This is a genomic window from Paenibacillus psychroresistens, from assembly GCF_009728935.1.
Lineage (GTDB): Bacteria > Bacillota > Bacilli > Paenibacillales > NBRC-103111 > Paenibacillus_AC > Paenibacillus_AC psychroresistens.
The window spans coordinates 1,990,392-2,008,335 of sequence record NZ_CP034235.1; the positions used below are offsets into that span (position 1 = coordinate 1,990,392).

At 40.7% G+C, this 17,944-nt stretch carries 16 protein-coding genes; 14 read left to right on the forward strand and 2 right to left on the reverse strand.

What is annotated here, in order from left to right:
- Positions 1-7 precede the first annotated feature (7 nt).
- Both EHS13_RS09045 and EHS13_RS09050 read left to right on the forward strand, forming a co-directional pair.
- Positions 8-2,035, forward strand: a complete 2,028-nt coding sequence (locus EHS13_RS09045; protein ID WP_155700024.1) for a DUF8034 domain-containing protein — start codon at positions 8-10, stop codon at positions 2,033-2,035.
- Positions 2,032-3,000 carry an aldo/keto reductase gene (locus tag EHS13_RS09050; protein ID WP_155700025.1) on the forward strand — a complete coding sequence of 323 codons (969 nt, stop codon included), beginning with the start codon at positions 2,032-2,034 and terminating at the stop codon, positions 2,998-3,000. The genes EHS13_RS09045 and EHS13_RS09050 overlap by 4 nt, the downstream gene beginning before the upstream one ends.
- 70 nt (positions 3,001-3,070) lie before the next feature.
- Here the strand turns inward: EHS13_RS09050 and EHS13_RS09055 are convergent, their stop codons facing one another.
- Positions 3,071-5,413, reverse strand: a complete 2,343-nt coding sequence (locus EHS13_RS09055; protein ID WP_155700026.1) for an apiosidase-like domain-containing protein — start codon at positions 5,411-5,413, stop codon at positions 3,071-3,073.
- A 154-nt stretch (positions 5,414-5,567) separates the two neighbouring features.
- Between EHS13_RS09055 and EHS13_RS09060 the strand changes: the two genes are divergently transcribed.
- The 12 genes from EHS13_RS09060 to EHS13_RS37485 all read left to right on the forward strand — a co-directional run bounded on the left by EHS13_RS09060 (position 5,568) and on the right by EHS13_RS37485 (position 17,025).
- Positions 5,568-7,358, forward strand: coding sequence for a sensor histidine kinase (locus EHS13_RS09060; protein ID WP_162463017.1), 1,791 nt, complete (start codon positions 5,568-5,570; stop codon positions 7,356-7,358).
- A complete protein-coding gene (locus tag EHS13_RS09065; protein WP_155700028.1) occupies positions 7,351-8,940 on the forward strand; it encodes a response regulator in 1,590 nt (529 codons plus the stop codon). The genes EHS13_RS09060 and EHS13_RS09065 overlap by 8 nt, the downstream gene beginning before the upstream one ends.
- Before the next feature lie 53 nt (positions 8,941-8,993).
- On the forward strand, positions 8,994-10,349 hold the full coding sequence (locus EHS13_RS09070) for an ABC transporter substrate-binding protein (RefSeq protein ID WP_155700029.1): 1,356 nt from the start codon (positions 8,994-8,996) through the stop codon (positions 10,347-10,349).
- A gap of 260 nt (positions 10,350-10,609) precedes the next feature.
- Positions 10,610-12,028 (forward strand): ABC transporter substrate-binding protein, encoded by a 1,419-nt coding sequence (locus EHS13_RS09075; protein ID WP_162463018.1) that lies wholly within the window; start codon positions 10,610-10,612, stop codon positions 12,026-12,028.
- A gap of 71 nt (positions 12,029-12,099) precedes the next feature.
- Positions 12,100-12,972 (forward strand): carbohydrate ABC transporter permease, encoded by an 873-nt coding sequence (locus EHS13_RS09080; protein WP_155700031.1) that lies wholly within the window; start codon positions 12,100-12,102, stop codon positions 12,970-12,972.
- 12 nt (positions 12,973-12,984) lie between these two features.
- A complete protein-coding gene (locus tag EHS13_RS09085) occupies positions 12,985-13,800 on the forward strand; it encodes a carbohydrate ABC transporter permease (RefSeq protein ID WP_155700032.1) in 816 nt (271 codons plus the stop codon).
- Between the two features lie 201 nt (positions 13,801-14,001).
- Complete coding sequence (locus EHS13_RS09090) at positions 14,002-14,349, forward strand: VOC family protein (RefSeq protein WP_155700033.1); 348 nt, start codon at positions 14,002-14,004, stop codon at positions 14,347-14,349.
- 244 nt (positions 14,350-14,593) lie between these two features.
- Positions 14,594-15,319, forward strand: a complete 726-nt coding sequence (locus EHS13_RS09095) for a hypothetical protein (RefSeq protein ID WP_162463019.1) — start codon at positions 14,594-14,596, stop codon at positions 15,317-15,319.
- An 89-nt stretch (positions 15,320-15,408) separates the two neighbouring features.
- The gene (locus tag EHS13_RS09100; RefSeq protein ID WP_155700035.1) at positions 15,409-15,789 is read left to right on the forward strand and encodes a hypothetical protein; all 381 of its coding nucleotides are present in this window, start codon (positions 15,409-15,411) and stop codon (positions 15,787-15,789) included.
- 15 nt (positions 15,790-15,804) lie between these two features.
- Positions 15,805-16,347: a GrpB family protein gene (locus EHS13_RS09105; protein WP_155700036.1), complete on the forward strand. Its 543-nt coding sequence runs from the start codon at positions 15,805-15,807 to the stop codon at positions 16,345-16,347.
- Between the two features lie 82 nt (positions 16,348-16,429).
- Complete coding sequence (locus EHS13_RS09110; RefSeq protein WP_155700037.1) at positions 16,430-16,894, forward strand: GNAT family N-acetyltransferase; 465 nt, start codon at positions 16,430-16,432, stop codon at positions 16,892-16,894.
- Entirely contained in the window at positions 16,891-17,025 is a 135-nt protein-coding gene (locus EHS13_RS37485) for a DUF952 domain-containing protein (RefSeq protein ID WP_405083577.1), read from the forward strand. Before EHS13_RS09110 ends, EHS13_RS37485 begins: the two co-directional genes overlap by 4 nt.
- A 26-nt stretch (positions 17,026-17,051) precedes the next feature.
- Here EHS13_RS37485 and EHS13_RS09120 read toward each other — a convergent pair whose 3' ends face one another.
- Positions 17,052-17,930, reverse strand: a complete 879-nt coding sequence (locus tag EHS13_RS09120) for an alpha/beta hydrolase (protein WP_155700038.1) — start codon at positions 17,928-17,930, stop codon at positions 17,052-17,054.
- Positions 17,931-17,944: the final 14 nt, after the last annotated feature.

Below are 17,944 nucleotides of genomic sequence, written 5' to 3' on the forward strand. Positions count from 1 at the left end.
AGCCATCATGAAACAGATTAAAGTGGATTTGCCGTTTATCGAGCCTCCGGAGTGGGCATTGCTGGAGCGACAGCTGATTGATCTAATGAATGAGGCGGTTGATCCGCTTATCGAACGATATATACATCCAGATGGCAGGATTAAATGGCCTCCGACAGATGATCATGTTGGAATTGATGCTCTGGATGATGCGTATGAGAGTTTCTTTAACTGGCCTTTATTCTATGTAATCGGGGGGCATGAGAAATTCCGCGAGCTTTCCTTGAAAGAGTATGAAGCCGTAACCAAACAGTTTGCCGGCTACGACTCCGGTACTGGCCACAGAATGGTGGAGAAGGAATACGAGCAAGGCTACGACTGGTTCCATCAAGGCGAGGGTTATACTTTCTTCTATCATATGGCACTAATGGATCCAAGCCACGAAGTGAACAAAGCGCGAGCCATTCGTTATGCCGGCTTTTTTCTCAATGAGGATCCGGAAGCTATTAACTTCGATGAAGAGCATTATATCATTCCTTATCCACACTCTGGGAGCAAAGGGGCAACGGACCGAAATTTCATTCAGCATTTCGTTAAATGGTCCTATTTGGATTGGATGAGATATTACGGGCTGCAATTCCAGGATGTCCCTGGAGTTAATACAATTGAAGATCTTAAAGAGGATGACAATGCCTTAAGTATGGGAGCGGCTATCATTGAGCGGATGTCCAAGGGCGACGTGCCGTTGAATCTGCTAGCTACAACTATGGTTGCCAACGCCTATTTGCATACGGGTGAGGTTAAATACAAGGTTTGGTTGAAATCATATGTGGATGCTTGGATCAAGCGAACACAGATGAACAACGGCATTGTTCCAGATAATATTGGTCTAAACGGAATTGTTGGTGAACATAACGGAGGCAAATGGTATGGAGGCTGGTATGGATGGACATGGCCTCATGGTTGGGTAAGCATTGGGCAGGGGGTATCTGTAGCTGCAGAGAATGCGCTTTTATTGGATGGAAATCCCGATTATCTGGAATTCCTCCGCTCTCAAATTGTAGCCTTAGATGATCGTGCCGTAGAGTCCGCAGGAACTCGGTTTGTCCCTCATAAGCATGGTGACAAAGGCTGGTATGGTTACCATGTGGAGGGCGGGGATGAATTATGTGAAGACTATTCGCTGGAAGCTGCCACTAAAGGTCAGAATAAGAATGTGTTATGGAAAGATGGTTGGTTTGAATTTAGGCCAATTGAGGCTTTCTATCCGACTCACTTGTGGTACATGTCGATGGAAGACTCGGATAAGACCATCCTTAATAGACTTCGCAATTATTCAGATCCTGATTGGGAACATATCCGCTTCCGGAAGACAAAGGACCAAGGCGGCCACGATTACGCTTGGGTCTCTTACCTCGAGGGTAATTACGTGAACTATCCGGTTGAAATGCTTAAATTCAATATTTCTCAGGTTTACCAACGACTTGATTTTATGAAGATGGACACGCAGGATCCGGCAGATTACAAGGATGATTATCTTCAAATAAGAAACCCGATTACTGTAGAAGGTTTGCTTCAGCTAACGCTTGGCGCACCTTCACCTCTATACAATGGAGGTCTGCTCATGGCCCGTTTGCGATATTATGACGCAGATAGCAAACGTCCAGGACTACCATCTGATGTAGCTGCTCTTGTAGAAGAACTAGAGAGTGAAAGCACCATTGTACGACTGGTTAATCTTCATCCGACAAAATCACGCAGAGTCATTTTGCAGGCAGGGGCGTTCGGGGAGCATCAGTTTACCAGCGTTCAATATACGGTAAGAGGTGCAGCATCACAATCATCTTCCTTTAATTTGGGTGGTTCTACTACGACTGAGAAGCTGCCGTCAGGTATTCAACAACCCGTTGTCGGCACACAAATCCAGCAAATAGATGACAATTGGCTGCTCGTGGAGCTAGAACCTGGCTGTCATACAAAGCTTAATTTAGCAACAAAGCGCTTCGCTAACGATCCGTCATACAAGACACCTTGGAGCGAGGAGGATCGAACATGACTTCCCGAATAAATGCATTTAAAGAAATAGTGAACTCCTATAAGCTGAGAACCGCCGGAAAAACGATTCCATATGGAATTGGGTGTGCCTATCTGGGAAGAGACCGAGTAGATACGGAAACAATCAAGAGAGAGGCAGAGCTTTTAGCTATGGCCTACCATGAGGGCTTTCTTTATTATGATACGGCTGCTGCCTATGAAGAAAGTGAAGTGGTTGTCGGAGAATTTGTCAGTCAAGTTCCTAGGGAATCCATCTTCCTTGCTACCAAATCATATGTACTTAGAAACGTTTCCCCCGAAGAGGCTGCGGCAGAGATGAAATTAAGTTTGGAGAGCAGTTTGAACCGGCTGCAGACGGATTATCTCGATTTATTCCAAATTCACGATATCCTCAGCTTTAGCCATTTGCTTGCAGACAATGGAGTGCTGGAGATGCTGCTAGAGGCTAAACGAAGTGGAAGGATTCGCAATATCGGGATGGCTACTAGACAGCTTGAACTATTGGAAGCTGCAGCTAACCATGGGGAATTCGATACGATTCTGACTTTTTCGGATTACACGCCTGTTGACCCAAGTGCGGCAAATGTAATTTTATCCGCTAGCCGGTCTGGGCTTGGCGTCATCAATGCAACTCCGCTCCTTAGCGGACTTCTAACAGGCGAAGACCCAAATAGGATTAAGGTTCCTCAGGGACAAGCGCTTCAGTTATGGAGGCAGAAGCGGGCTGTAAAGTTCTATAAGTTTTGCCAAGAAAACAATCTGCCGCTTTTGACGCTTGCTTTGCAGTTTCCAGTAAGGCAAGCTGCAATTGATATCAATTTAACAGGACCAGCGAATGAGGGACAATTGTTAGCTACTTTAGCTGCGCTGACCAGTGAAATTCCGGATTCGACTTGGATGAAAGTGGAAAACTGGTACAACCAGGAGCAGGCTGATCTGGAGCATGAACCTGAACAAGAGGTATAAAGTTAATGTTAAGAATAGCGATCCTTTCAGTAGAGTTCTCTACTAAAAGAATCGCTTTTTTTCTAAACTTTTAATGATAGAATTCTATACCTGATAGCTGGGGATCGCCTGTTACTCGTACAAGATCAATGGTTAGAATTCCAGTGCCAGAGACAGTTGCCGAATAGGGGCCGAATTTCTGATAGGTATTGTTGGCCATAGTGCCAATACCTGTGGCTACTTGGGTTCCTTGCAATTTTACATTATAGCTGCGAAAGTTTGTCATATAATTCTCAACCGAATAGAGATAAATTTGGTAGCTTCCTGCGGGCAATGATGCTTGAGTAAGTGTAATATTGCAAACGCTGCACCAGATCCCCGTATTCAACATGGCATTCTTATTGGTGTCAGGAGTTGGAGTCCCGCTAAACGTAACACTGGTTGAAAAGAGACTGACCGACGTTGACGATAAACCGTTTGATTGTGCACTGCTGTAAGATATCCAGGACTTGCCGTCAATGGTAGTCGCGGGTCCGTTTAAATTGATTCCTTTGTAAAACGCGGCTGGCGTTGGTGTAGGTGTGGGAGTTGGAGTTGTGCCTAATGTGGTGACTGTATATTTATCAATATCGGCTGCGGGAGTATCTGCTGCATCTCTTTGCAGCTTTATAGTGTTGCTGGTTCCTGAATTAAGAGTAATGGATATTGAGGCTGTATCGGCAAAGGTATTCCAGCTGCCTGTATTTGCAAAGCTGTTTTGCAGCAGCTTTACGCCATTGATGTATAAGCTCAGTGACTTTGTGCTTCCAGAACCATTAGCAAACCGGATTTTCAGAGTAGCATTCCCTCCAGCGGCTCCATTTACATTGCTGATCTGAGAATATGCACCCACGTTGTTTAAAGCTCCAACCACTAATCCATTGGATGCATTACTTGCACTTTGCTGCTGTCCTCCACCTGCGTAAGTGCCATTCTCAGCTTCATATACAGCAGGATTACCTGGCGTTGGTGTCGGGGTTGGTGTGGGTGCAGTACCTGAATCCAAGACAAGCACGAAGTCAGAGTTTCCTGCACTATTGGTGCTTGGTGAGGTCCAAGTCTTTGAACCAGAATTAGCAGCAAAAGGCGAACCTGAAATAGTCGTGTAGCTGTTATTTGTAGGATCAAACCATCTGGCGGTTACGCCTCCCGAAATTTTGTTTAAATTGACTGTGACTGTACTGGCAGAAGGCACATAGGCGACTCCAAAGCTGGAATCACTTGCAACTGCTGATGAAACAAAGCTTGAACCTGAGCCATAGCCACTCGTGATAAAAGTATGTGCTTGATCGGGAACCAAATTATACCAAGTACGTGCAGTCATCAGATTTTTCAGATAACCCAAGTGGATTACACCAGAATCATTCAAGTGATTCTTCCACAAGCCTGACGGATCACTGGCGGAATTAATATTCCACAAAGCTCCGTTTCCGTATGCTTGACCAAATGCTCCAGAGAACATCGACCAGTAAGCGGCAGTGCGGACATAATAAGGGGTAGTATTATGCTCATTCTCATAGTTTGGCTCTGTCAGCATGGACGGTTTGATCTTTGGAGATGTCAGATTGTAGTCTGATCTCACCAGTGAATAAGCATTCGTAGAGCCTTCGGTATAGGTCTGAATCATATTGAAATCCAACCATGATTCACTCTGATAATACGCCGAGCCTGAAGTACCGCCATTCGGATGGTAGCTAATCAGCCTATTCGGATTTAATTGTTTAAGCCTCGTACCTAACTGTTTAACGGCAGCATCGTCCGTACCAGGCGCATGATCCCCCCCAAGAAAGTAAATTAAGTTATTGTAGGAGCCTAAGTAGTTGGGATTTGTCGCACCAGAAGTGAGGGTTGGCTTCTCCAAGGTTTCCGCTAATGAAGTGCCAAGACTAGTGGATGTCAGATAGTTGAAGTATCCATCCGCACTTGCACCAAACCAGCTTGTGGAGCCGACAACCAGCATGCCTCTTGAGGCGGCTTGATCAAGAACCCATTTGATATGGGTGAAGAAAGTGCTGTTGGGTTGGGTTAAAGTATGGTTAGCAAAAGGAGTGGTGCCATTGTAGGCAAGATCGATAAAAGGTCCTGTCAGCATGACCTGAATCGTATTAAACCCCTTGCTTTGACGATCATTCAGGTAATAAATCACATCTGCATCACTCATTTTCGAGGTTAGCATCCAAGCTGTATCCGCGTAATAAAAGAATGGCGTATTGTTCTGATCCACCAAATAATGCCCATTGGTGCTTACTTTAAGTGGGAAAACGGTGGCTGCTTGGGCAATTCCAGGTTTACCTATACCACCAAAGCCTCCTTGGACCAATCCAGCTAACAAGCAAAGCAGCAAAGCGATTTTAAATAACTTACTTGGTCCTCGTGATCTTGAAGCCGTCATCATTATTCATTCCTCCTCTATAATTTTGTATACCACTACACTATTAATTATAGGTTCATTATTTTCAGATAAAATATATTTATATTACGATCTTGTATTCTATTGTTATCTAGTTCTATAATTTTAGGATAAGAAAGCTGCTATGAGGAGATTCGAAATGAGTAAAAAGGTGCTTAATTTACTTAAATCAGCAGGAAAGTACTTTACGAGGAGAACGCTAAAATTTGATTTTATCATGGTGTTCACTTTTTCTGTGTTCATTCCAGCCTTGGTTATTAACCTCTATTACTTCAACAAAATCGACAAGTACGTTCAGGATAAAGTCCAATTTTATAACGAGGAAATTATTCGTGAGCTGGGCAGCAAGCTGGATTTTCTCTTAACCCAGGTGGATATTATGGAAAAACAGATGATTTCAACGATTATTTACACACAAGTGTTTGTAAACTACAGTGCCAAATCTCCAGTCGATCGAGTTAGCAGCGTTGATAAAACAGAAGCGGTTCTAAAAAACATCCGAATGGGCTTTTCACTTATTTTTGACGTATATCTGATGGGGAACGATGGAAACGCTTACTCTTCTAATTCCTCTTTTAATAAAAATACTTTAATAGGACAGGAATATTTAACTAAGCTGAATGAATCGGATGAAAGTCAGGATGTTGTCCCGACACATCTAGCTGATTATGGCATTATTCATCAAACCAATCCTAAGTACGTCATATCCTTTCTAAAAAAAACGATTTTGGATGTAGATAATAGCTCGAGCGGGGTTGTCCAAGTCGATTTAAAATACGAGGAATTGAAAAGAATTATAGAAACCGCTAACCAATTGGAGGTCCCTTTTTTAATCGTCACCGACGGTAAAGATCGGGTCTTATACGCGCAGGATGATAGCATGCTGGGTCAAGATTTCGCAAAGGTCCCATATAAACAAATGCATGCAGCAGATTTTTTTGGAGTAGAAAAGGAGCATTACAGCAAAGATTTTATCGCACTTAAACACACGCTTCAGGTGCAGGATTGGAATGTGTATACGATAATTCCTAAGGAGGGCATTTTCCACCAAATTGCCACTGTGAAGAACGTATCGGTTTTCGTGCTTGTGATATCTTTGTTATTCTCGTTTTTTGCGTTTAACTTGTTATCGCGAAATATTATTAGGCCGATTACGATACTCGTGAGAACGATGAGAAAAGTTGGAGACGGACAATTAAATCTTACGGTTCCCTCGGTTAGAAATCGTGACCTGCAAATTCTCTCAAGCAGCTTTAACAGCATGGTTAATAAAATCGATATACTCATGAACAACGTTATTCAGAAGGAAAAGGAAAAAACGAGATCCGATTTATTAGCCTTGCAGGCTCAAATTAACCCGCATTTTCTATACAACACCTTGAATACGATCAAGTGGATGGCTTTAATGGAGAAATCAGAGCCAATCGCGAACGCGATTGTTTCTTTGGTTAATGTATTGGAATTTAGCAGCAAGGATTCCGAACGGATCATTCTGATTGCAGAGGAATTGCAATTTATTGAAAGCTATATTGCCATTTTAAAGCTGCGTTATGGGCAAAGCGTCCAAATTGAAATTCAGGTATCTGCTGAAATTCATCAGTTCTATACCTTGAAGTTTATTTTGCAGCCAATTATAGAAAACGCCGTCATGCATGGATTGGGCAAGAAAAATTATAAAGGATTAATCGTAGTTAAAGGCAAATTAGTCGACAACGATGTTTATTTTGAAATAGAGGATGACGGCGTTGGCATGATTGAAAGCAACACGGATAAATTGACTGGCTTGGGAATCCGCAATGTAGATCTCCGCTTACAGCTTCATTTTGGCGAAAGCTATGCCTTGCAAATTTTTAGCATACCGAATGAGGGCACGCGTGTAATCATCAAAATACCTATGATCTCCGAGGAGGCAAAGATAGGCTATGTATAATTTGCTTGTTGTAGACGATGAAGTCATGGTACGAATCGGGATTGTCAATTGTATCAATTGGACGGAAAATCAATTTGCTCCGCCACTGGAAGCCTCGAATGGTGAAGAGGCGTGGGAGCTGATTCAACGCGAGAAAATAGATATTGTACTTACGGATATTCGGATGCCGGGGATGGATGGACTGGAGCTTCTTAAGGTCATCCACGAAAATAATAAACAAACGGAAGTGATTATGCTTAGCTGCCATAACGATTTCGAGTATGTTCGCGGAGCTTTGGAGCTTGGAGCTTGCGATTATTTATTCAAACCGGCGATGCTTCCTGAGGATATTCTTAAATCTATCCTTAAAGCCGTCCATAAATTAAATGATCGGGTTCAATTAGACGGTCGGGTGAAAAAGTTAGAGGAGCAGATTGAAGCGATTATCCCCAAGATCAAGGAGGATTATCTGCTGGACATCATTAATGGCAAGAAGACAAACCTCTTGGATTTTCAAGCTAAAGCGGATGAGCTCAACATTACGTTCTCAACCGAGCCTACGGTGCTGCTATTGATTAAAATTAACAATATCAGTGATGTTCTAGCGAATAAATATAAAGATGCGGCTTACTTATTGAAATTCTCTGTCTTGAATATTGTTGCTGAAAATTTGCAGGCTTACCCCCATTGCGAAATTATTAGCAAGCAAACGGATGAATATATGGTGATTTTTTCTCATGGGGGAGAGAACACTAAGAAAACCTATGCTCGGGTAAGCGCCATTGGGAAGAATATTATCGAGTCTTTAAACCAGTATTTATCGCTGGTCATTACCATAGGTGTAAGTAAGGCAGATCATACACCAGAAAATCTGAAAACAGCCTATGAAGAGTCGTGTTATTCCGTGGATAAACGATTTATGCTGGGTACGCTGCGAACGATATTTTACGAGGATTCGGTTGAAGAGCGTAAGATGTCAAGCTTGGAATTAAGGAGCTTGTTGGACTCGCTCCATCATCACGATGAACCTAATTATCAGGGGAAAATTGCTAATTTGTTTCAAGGGCTGCGCGCAAATTCGTTTGTGGAGCTTTCAATCGCATTGGAAATTAGTGCTAACATTATCTCGATCTTATTCAAAAAAGTCGAAAATGAAGGTGTAATTGAAGCGGTTTACGCCGCGGAACCTGAAATTTATTCCAAGCTGTTTACCTTTCGACATATGGATGAAATGGAGCAATTTCTGCTGCAAATTGCTGAGCTGATTCAGAATCGCATCCAAGGCATACACCGTAAAGAAATTCAAATGGCGCTTAAATATATGGAGGAAAACTTAGGAGACATTGATATCAACTTAGGAACCGTAGCCAACCATGTCAACATCAGCCGTAATTATTTCAGCCGCTTGTTTAAAGAGACGACCGGCAACAATTTTATTGATCATCTAACCGAGATGCGAATACGCAAAGCTGAAAAGCTGTATCGGACTACTGAATTAAAAATTTATCAGATTTCCGAGCTAGTGGGTTATCCGGATTGGCGATATTTCAGCAAAGTATATAAAAAGCACAAAGGAAAACAGCTTTCGAGCATCCGCAGATAAGCATTAACCAAGCTTGGAGTTTTCTGGTTCCAAAGTCTGAGAGGGGTGAACAAATGCTTATGCAGAGAGTTAAATATCGGGCTGGCTTCTTAGTGATTATATTGATTGTGATTATGGCATTAAGCGGCTGCAGCAAAGATGATGATTTACCAGCTAATACGCTTAAGTTAACCTCGGATAAATCGAACTCGGCCGCAATAAAGCTAACTTTCGCTTATAATTGGACAGGAGCAGATGGTAAAGCAGGTATTTATGAGGAAATGCTGCACAAATATATCGATGCCAACAAGAATAACGTAATCATTGAATTGGAAGCTACTCCAGGTGATGAGCATATGGCCAAAATGAAGGTGGAAATTGCGAGTGAAACAACACCAGATTTGTTTATGTATTGGGCTGGAAGTGCCAATATTAAGCCAATGGTTGATGCCCAGGTAATTGTCAGTATGGAAGATTATTTGCTGGTTAGTAAAGCTGTGAAAAAGCAGCAATGGAGCGAATCCGCTTGGGATTCTTTTAAGGTGGGAGATAAGCATTACGGCTTGCCGGTTGAATCCTTTAAAGGATTCTTTATGTACAATAAAACGATATTCGACCAATACAAGCTAATGGTGCCGAAAACATATACAGAGCTGAAGCAGGTTGCCAAGGTGCTGCGGGACAACCATATTATTCCTTTGGCCATGAGCAGTAAAGGCGGCAATCCTGGGCACTTGTTTTATGATCAGATTAGAGACCAATTGCCGGATGGTGTATCCGATGCTAGTGATTTGGGCTCCACTTTTAAGTTTGATACGGCTTCCTTCAGATCGGCAGCAGCGATCATAGATGAGATGAGGTCCAACCAAATGTTTCCAGAGGACACCATTGAGAATGGTGACTGGGCTCCATCCGTTTCGACTTATAACGAAGGTAAGGCGGCGATGATTTACACTTTCCCGTGGATGATTGATGCCATTAAACCGGAAATTGTCCATGTCTCAGAATTTGCCGATTTTCCCAAGATGGATAATGCAGTGAAGGATCCTGCTGGTTTTACGATTGGCGGGATATCAATGGGTTTAGTTATTAATAAAAAGTCGTTTGAGAATCAGGCGAAGCAAGCTGAAATAGTTAAATTCGCCGATTATCTGGTATCGGATGAAATGTTCCGAGCTTTGGGTAAGGCAAGTATGTCGCCCGCCAAAAATGTTGAATTGGAAACAAAAGATTTAAATCCTTTATTTATCAAATACGTTGATTTTACAGCAAAAAAGATTAGCTATCCCCCTGTATATTCGACATTTCCCACCCAGGATACGGTAATTGTCTATAATTATCAAATGGATTCCTTATTTGCAGGTGCTGTAAAGCCTGGTGAATTTATCAGTACCATACAGAAAGCGATAGACTATAAAAACAAAAAGTAATGGAATATAGAGCAGCAAAAAGATCCCATCCTACCCACATAGGAATGGGTTTTTTTATGTGCAAAAAAAGGCCAAGAGACAATATTTGAATACATTTCCATAACATAAAACACCTTTTTAAATAGGGGGATAAACGATCTCTATTCGCAATTGCAATGTTCATAATTAAAGACGATGAATGATATTTTATGCTTATTTTTAATAAACAGGGTTCATTATATATTGTTCATGCAAGCATAATATCTCAAGGAGGATTACAGATGCGCAAGGGGAAATTAAGATTTGGTGCTAGGTTAATGGTTTTGGCAATGGTTATGTCAGTGATATTAAGCGCGTGCAGCTCGAAATCAGCTAGCGATGATAAAGCAGCAGCCAAGGAGACAGAGCATGCAGCGACGGCGGCAGCAACAGCCACAGCAGCAACAACGGCGACTCCGGAAGTTACTGAAGCACCAAAGGCCAAGGATAAGGTAAAGCTAACCTTTGCGTATAACTGGACAGGTACAGATGCTAAGGCAGAAATCTATGAAGGCTTGCTGAAAAAGTATATGGAAGAGCACAAGGACACAGTCGATATTACACTGGAAGCCACTCCAGGGGATGAGCATAAAACGAAGATGAAAATTGAGATTGCGAGTGGAAATCAGCCGGATTTGTTCATGTATTATAACGGAGATGCCTACATTAAGCCTTTGGTTGACGGCAAAGTGATTGTAAGCGCGGAAGAATATATGGCGGTCAGCAAAGCGGTCAAAAAAGAGCAATGGACAGACTCCGCTTGGGATTCTTTTAAATTGGGAGATCAGCATTATGGCTTCCCAGTAGAATCGTTTAAAGGATTCTTCATGTATAACAAAACGATATTTGATAAATACAAATTAACTGTACCCACAACGTATGCAGAATTGAAAGTGGTTTCCAAGGTGTTACGGGACAATGGAATTATTCCTTTGGCGATGAGCAGTAAGGGAGGCAATCCTGGACATTTGTTCTTCGATCAAATTAGAGATCAATTCCCTGACGGCATTGCAGATGCGCAAAATTTAGGAACATCGTTTAAATTCGATTCACCATCAGCCATAACAACAGCAAATATAATTGATGATATGAGAAAGAATAAAATGTTTCCAGATGATACGATTGCCAATGGTGACTGGGGACCTTCCATAACGACTTATAATGAAGGTAAAGCGGCTATGATCTATTCCTTCCCATGGATGATTGGCACTTTTAAACCGGAGATTGGAGCCGTATCCGAAATGGCGGCATTTCCAAAAATGGACAATGCCACTGTTGACCCTGCTGGCTTTACAATTGGCGGCGTTTCAATGGGCTTGGTAGTTAGCAGAAAACCATTTGAAGATATGGCGAAGCAAGCTGAGCTGGTTAAGTTCTCTGATTTCCTCGTGTCGGATGAAATGTTTAGTGCACTTGGTAAAGCAAGCATGACACCTGCGAAAGACCTGAAATTAGCTGTAACCGATCTAAATCCGTTGTTTGTGAAGTTTGTTGATTTTGCAGGCAAGCAAGGGATGTACCCTCCAGTTTATAACTGGTTCCCTACTCCTGATTCGGCTGCAGAATATTTCAGTCAGCTCGATTCTTTATTCGCAGGAGCCGTTAAACCGGATGCATTTATCAGCTCGATTCAAAAATCAGTTGCAAAAGCCAAAAAGTAATAGTAGGTTAATCAGCTAATAAGAGAGGGAGCAATCCCTCTCTATCCATGTAATGATTTGAGGGGATACCTATGAAAAAAGGCAGGCTTTCGTTTAGCATTATGTTTCTCGCACCAGCGCTGTTCATTTATACTTTATTTATGATGATTCCTGTAGCTTCCTCGGCCTATTATAGTCTTACGCTTTGGAATGGGATTTTTAATCCCAAATTCATTGGCTTGGATAATTATATGGAGATCCTCCATGATAGCAATTATTGGCTTGTGGCTAAAAATACACTAACTCTCATCCTATTTACCTTGGTATTTCAGGTACCGCCTGCGATTATTATTGCTTATATTTTGTTTAAAGTAAAAGTCGGTTTTAAGTTCTTTAGATCCGTCTATTTCCTGCCGGTAGTTGTAGCACCTATCGCAATCGGGATTATGTTCTCGCTATTTTACAATGGGGATTTTGGGCCGATTAATAAATTCTTTGATCTTGTGGGATTAAGCTCATGGAAGCATAATTGGCTTTCTGATATTAAAGTTGTCTTGTATTCCGTCATGTTCCCGCAGGTATGGCAGTATATTGGCTTATTTATTGTGATTATTCTCGCTGCTTTAATGTCCATTCCCGAAGACCTATTTGAAAGTGCAAAGATGGACGGTGCTACAGTGGTAAACACTTTTTTCAGAATAGTCGTCCCCTTAATTTGGGATGTCATTCAGGTTTGCATGATTCTTGCCGTCACCGGAACTTTAAAATCCTTTGACCATACTTGGGCTATTACTCAAGGAGGTCCAGGTCTTTCCTCGGCCTATCTTGCTGTCTATATTTATCAAAAATTCATCACAAGCGACTTTGGTTATGCCAGCGCTATTACGATCACCGTTTTAATCTATGCGCTAGCTTTTACGGTTATTTTGAAACGATTTTTCTCCAAAGAAGCTGTCCAATATTAAGGGAGGGTAAATATGGCTAAAACAACCGTATCATTAAAATATTTCTTCCTGTCGCTGTATGCCCTTACGACGATTTATCCCTTTTTTTGGATATTCACCAGCTCGTTGAAGCCAAACACGGATATTTTCAGCAAGCCGTTTGCCTTGCCAGCACACTTGAATTTTGCTAATTATGTTAAGGTATTGACCAAGGCTCACTTAGGCACGAATTTTATGAATAGCCTCTACATTTGTGTGTTTTCTGTTTTCATTGCTGTGCTGGTTGGCTCGATGGCAGCCTACATTCTTGCTAGAGTCAAACCGAGTTTGATTCTGTACACCTATTTTACTTTAGGCATCATGATACCGATTCAAACGATTCTCATTCCCTCCTTTATTTTACTTAAACAGTTTGACCTCATAAATACACATTTGGGTTTGATTATTGAGTATGTAGTGGGTAGACTTCCCTTGACGATTTTTATTATGGTTGCTTTTATGAAGACACTGCCTAAGGAAATGGAGGAAGCAGCTTTAATCGACGGTTGTGGAAGGGCTAGGACTTTCTTTTCAATTGTCTTGCCGCTCTCCAAGCCTGGTCTAGCCACCGTTGCTACACTTAGCTTTCTTGATTGCTGGAATGAATATCTTTTTGCCTATGTGTTGATTTCCTCAACAAAATTGAAAGTGATCACTCAAGCGATTTATGCTTTAAGAGGGCAATATATTACAGATTACGGGCTGCTGTGCGCAGGTCTGGCACTTATGATGATTCCTGTTATTCTTATGTACATTCTATTCCAAGAGCAAGTGATTAAAGGGATGACCGCTGGTGCCGTAAAGGGCTGAGCAGTAATCTAAGTGTCAAAGTTAGCTTTGGAGAGTGGTTAGCTTAACTGACGAGGAACTATAGCGGAGGAGCTTGCTATGTGCAGCTCTTCTTTTTATTGAACAGGCAGAATAGTTGAAAAAAGGAAATTAAATTTAAATCTCGAATATCTAATGTATTCGAATAGCTAAAAATTTGATGACAGACAGGAGTTAGATACAATGATAAAAGGTTTCGGAGGAGTATTTTGGAGAACTAAAAATCTTGAAGTTATAAAAAAATGGTACAGTGAAGTATTGAAGATTGAAATAGAAAATTGGAATGGGACTGTGATAAAACCCCAATTAGGAAATGAGACTATCTTTTCTTTCTTTACCGAGAATGACAGTTATTTTCCAACAGAACAACAAGTGATGTTAAATTTCCAAGTGCACAATCTAAACGAGACTATTAAGCATCTTGAACATATTGGTGTACCTCTTGCAAAGAAAAAAGAGATTAGTGAATTTGGAAAATTTGTTTGGATTGAGGATCCAGAAGGTCGACTGGTCGAGCTTTGGGAGAAATAACGAGTTGTAATTCATTTGCTATTAAGCTAACGGAGCAATAGGACAATATTAAAAAGGAGGCTGCCAAGTGGCAGCCTTTTCTTAACTAACGTGCAGCATTGTTGAATAGAACTAAGTGGATTTAAAGTAATGTAATGTTATGCTGAATCAGAATTAGAAACTAATAATATTAATTAAAGTATAATTATGTTAGTAAATGGAAAATGAGTTCTTTTATAACAACCACTAAGTGAAAGAGGTGTTTATGTTGAAAATATCTAAACTCTTTAAAGTGGCTATAGGAATTTTTTCCATCATTCTAATTGGTGCTGCTTTATTATTCGAATGCAATAAGTTGATGGAAATAAATAAAAATGCTTCATCAATCATTGCCATCGAACAAGAAATAAATCAACTTCAAGAAAATGAAACCATTAAAACTGATGAGTTGAGTGCTTCCAAAGTTATGATTGATTCGCTTAAGAAATCTGTTTCTGAAATGCAAAATCAAATTAATGCTACGAATCGATCTAATAGTGAGGATTTTGAAAATAAAAGAGTGGACAATGAAAAGGTGGAGCATCTATTAATAAAATTGCCGCAGGTTTCTAAGAAAATGGCAATTATTAAAAATGTAGTTGAAAAAGACGGAAGTACCTATTCAATTCTAGATTATGTTGAAATGTTAGGCGGTGAAGCAGCTGCTAGATCCTATATGGAGGACACCCAAGCTACACAAGCTGAAGCTGATGCATTTGTGGATTCATTTACAAATGGTTATTACATACGAAATAAGAAAGTGGAGCAAGACATGGTTCAAATAGAAAATGACGCTTTAATCTACGGGGTTTATGGCGATGCAGGTCCAAAATTAAAATATATGAATGATTCCGACTTTATCTTATACAACCAAAACAATAAGGATTCTTTGTTTTGGTTCTATTTTATTGACAATAAAATAGTGTACATGACTGAGCAATATCGACCGTAAATAGTTCTAAAGAAGTAGCCATTGGACACTGATTTAATTAGGAGGTAAGAACTCAAAATTTTTCTCAGCTGAGCGATAAGGAAGTTGAAATGATTGAAATTACTTCTTCTGATATTTGGGATAAAACAAAGTGTCAACTGTTTAAGGTTGCAGGTGAAACATTTATCGTAGCAAATCAAGAAGTAGTTCATATAGGTAATGGATTAGGTGGGTATGGTGTAACAAGTGCAGTGCCTTACGATGTCAATAAGGATGGCACCTCGGAGATAATTTATACATATTCATTTGGTTCGGGTATCCATCGCTCTATTATTTCATGGATTGATTTAATGAATTTTAAAGAGCATATTGTTGAAGATATACCAAAAAGAACGGAGTTTAGAATGTATGATTTGATGTTAAAAAATGAAAAGGATATGACAGTGGTTTATCGAATCTTGGATGAAAGTTTGTATAAACTCTGGTTCTAAGGAGACGACTTGTTTATGACCAATGACAATGACCAAAGTAATTATCCTGTCTGGGCGATGGAAACAGTAGAAATAAAAAAACCTGATCCTATTTGGATTGATCGTGGCATTTTTGAATGCAATGAACTATATAGGTTGCTTTTTCCATTTGGTGTCATTCAAGTGGAGCATATAGGGAGTACATCGATTCCTAATTTACCAGCTAAACCAATCATCGATCTAATGGCATGTATTCCTTCACTAAATGAGATAGACGAAATTATAACTAAATTAGCCTCAAAAGACTGGCATTATGTGCCGCCTGAATTAGATAAACTATCATGGAGGAGATTCTTCATAAAAGTAAAGAACGATAAGCGGATAGGACATCTTCATCTTATGCTGAAGGGAGAGGAACGGTGGGATAAACAACTTTTATTTCGAGATCGATTAAGAATGAATCCATCACTAATTATTGAATACACAAATCTTAAGAGAAAGTTAGCTCAGGAATTTATTAATGATCGGGAAGCTTATACGGAAGCAAAAACAGAATTTGTTAATAGGGTGACGAGATAAATTCGATATCTACATGAAAGTTGCATTCAACTACGGGTTACGAGAGTAAAGAAGTTCTATCCACGAGAGAGGGGAATGCGGATTGCTACAGAGATACATTAGATCAGATCAGGATAAATTGGAATATTTTATGGAAACTATGTATGTTTCCAGAGGATATGTCTTTGATCCTGAAGGGTCGCATTCAGATATTAGAAGTATTGAACTGCTATATTTTGAGACGGGAGGCGGGTTCTGGTTATTGAAGGAAGAACAGAGCGTTATTGGGACTATTGGTTTAAAGGGTATTGATTCTGAAAACAGAATTGGTGAAATAAAGAGGTTCTTCGTCTTACCTGAATATCAAGATAAGGGTTACGGCAAAAACATGATGAGCCAAATAATAGAATTTGCAAGACAAGCTGGATTAATAAAGCTGAGGTTGGACACTGAGAAACAATCTTATAAAGCGATGTCAGTGTTTCGAAGTTTTGGCTTTTATGAGATACCAAAATACAATGATAATGATATTGCTGAAATATTTTTGGAATTATCCATTGTGACATAACCTGTTGTACACAGGCTCAAATCAGTGAGTTGGCAAACAGGTTGTATAATGGTCAAAATGATTTACTATTACTTGAGATAGATACAAATTCAGTAAAAAAACCTCTTATTTATGAGGACTTGTATATGTAAATTAGGGTTACCTTAATCTTTACCCGTTAGTGGGATAAGTTCGGTAGAAACCCGAGTGTTACGAGAAATTCGTCAATATGCGCGAGTGCTCTATCCACCTCTGCCTCCGTAGCCGTATAGTTGTATAAGATAAAAGCATGCTTGGACTCCGGATACAAAACCAGTTTGACATGATTGCCCGCTTTTTTGTGGGCTTCATAGTATTTCACGGAATCCTCAGGTACGACTATAGTATCTTGAAGTCCTTGCAGAATTAGTACAGGAGGCTGCCCTGAAGCTACATGATAATAAGGCGATAACGATTTGGCAAGCTCGTTTCTGGCCAGCCAGCTAGAAATTTCATCCTCGCTCTCCCCGTGAACCCAAACATTTGGGATCATTTGCTTCCAATAAAGCGTCATATCCACAATGCCGTTGCAATCAATGACCACATCGGCTTTCGACGAAATCGAGAGTTCCTCGTTCGGAGCGTCATACTCTCTAATTGTTCCCAGACTGGCCGCAAGGTGTCCCCCTGCAGAATCCCCGGCAACCACGATACGCTTGGGGTCAATCCCGAGTGTACGCGCATGTTTCCGCAAGTAGCGGATAGCGGTCTTGCAATCCGTCAGACAATCGGCAACGGTAACGGCAGGCAATGTCGGCATCTTTTCCCCCGTTAGCTGATCAGCAAGTCTATACTGGACACTGAAAGAGACCGCACCCCGCCTAGCAAAATAATCACAATGTGGAATAAACATTTCAGCATTGCCTCCGGTCCAGCCACCGCCATGAATCCATACCACAGCAGATCTGTTATCCGTTTCTTGCCAATCTGTTGGACGTGTGCATAACATACGAAGCTCTGTTCCGGAAACAGTTTTATAAACAAACTCAGTTCGCATTAAAGACTGCTCGTTCATCATTTTATGCTCCTTTT

Coding starts and splice junctions, on each gene's coding strand:
- EHS13_RS09095 (WP_162463019.1), top strand. CDS start 14,594: ATGTTGAAAATATCTAAACTCTTTAAAGTGGCTATAGGAATTTTTTCC.
- EHS13_RS09045 (WP_155700024.1), top strand. CDS start 8: ATGAAACAGATTAAAGTGGATTTGCCGTTTATCGAGCCTCCGGAGTGG.
- EHS13_RS09070 (WP_155700029.1), top strand. CDS start 8,994: ATGCTTATGCAGAGAGTTAAATATCGGGCTGGCTTCTTAGTGATTATA.
- EHS13_RS09105 (WP_155700036.1), top strand. CDS start 15,805: ATGACCAATGACAATGACCAAAGTAATTATCCTGTCTGGGCGATGGAA.
- EHS13_RS09055 (WP_155700026.1), bottom strand. CDS start 5,413: ATGATGACGGCTTCAAGATCACGAGGACCAAGTAAGTTATTTAAAATC.
- EHS13_RS09085 (WP_155700032.1), top strand. CDS start 12,985: ATGGCTAAAACAACCGTATCATTAAAATATTTCTTCCTGTCGCTGTAT.
- EHS13_RS09075 (WP_162463018.1), top strand. CDS start 10,610: ATGCGCAAGGGGAAATTAAGATTTGGTGCTAGGTTAATGGTTTTGGCA.
- EHS13_RS09050 (WP_155700025.1), top strand. CDS start 2,032: ATGACTTCCCGAATAAATGCATTTAAAGAAATAGTGAACTCCTATAAG.
- EHS13_RS09065 (WP_155700028.1), top strand. CDS start 7,351: ATGTATAATTTGCTTGTTGTAGACGATGAAGTCATGGTACGAATCGGG.
- EHS13_RS09100 (WP_155700035.1), top strand. CDS start 15,409: ATGATTGAAATTACTTCTTCTGATATTTGGGATAAAACAAAGTGTCAA.
- EHS13_RS09120 (WP_155700038.1), bottom strand. CDS start 17,930: ATGATGAACGAGCAGTCTTTAATGCGAACTGAGTTTGTTTATAAAACT.
- EHS13_RS09080 (WP_155700031.1), top strand. CDS start 12,100: ATGAAAAAAGGCAGGCTTTCGTTTAGCATTATGTTTCTCGCACCAGCG.
- EHS13_RS09090 (WP_155700033.1), top strand. CDS start 14,002: ATGATAAAAGGTTTCGGAGGAGTATTTTGGAGAACTAAAAATCTTGAA.
- EHS13_RS09060 (WP_162463017.1), top strand. CDS start 5,568: ATGAGTAAAAAGGTGCTTAATTTACTTAAATCAGCAGGAAAGTACTTT.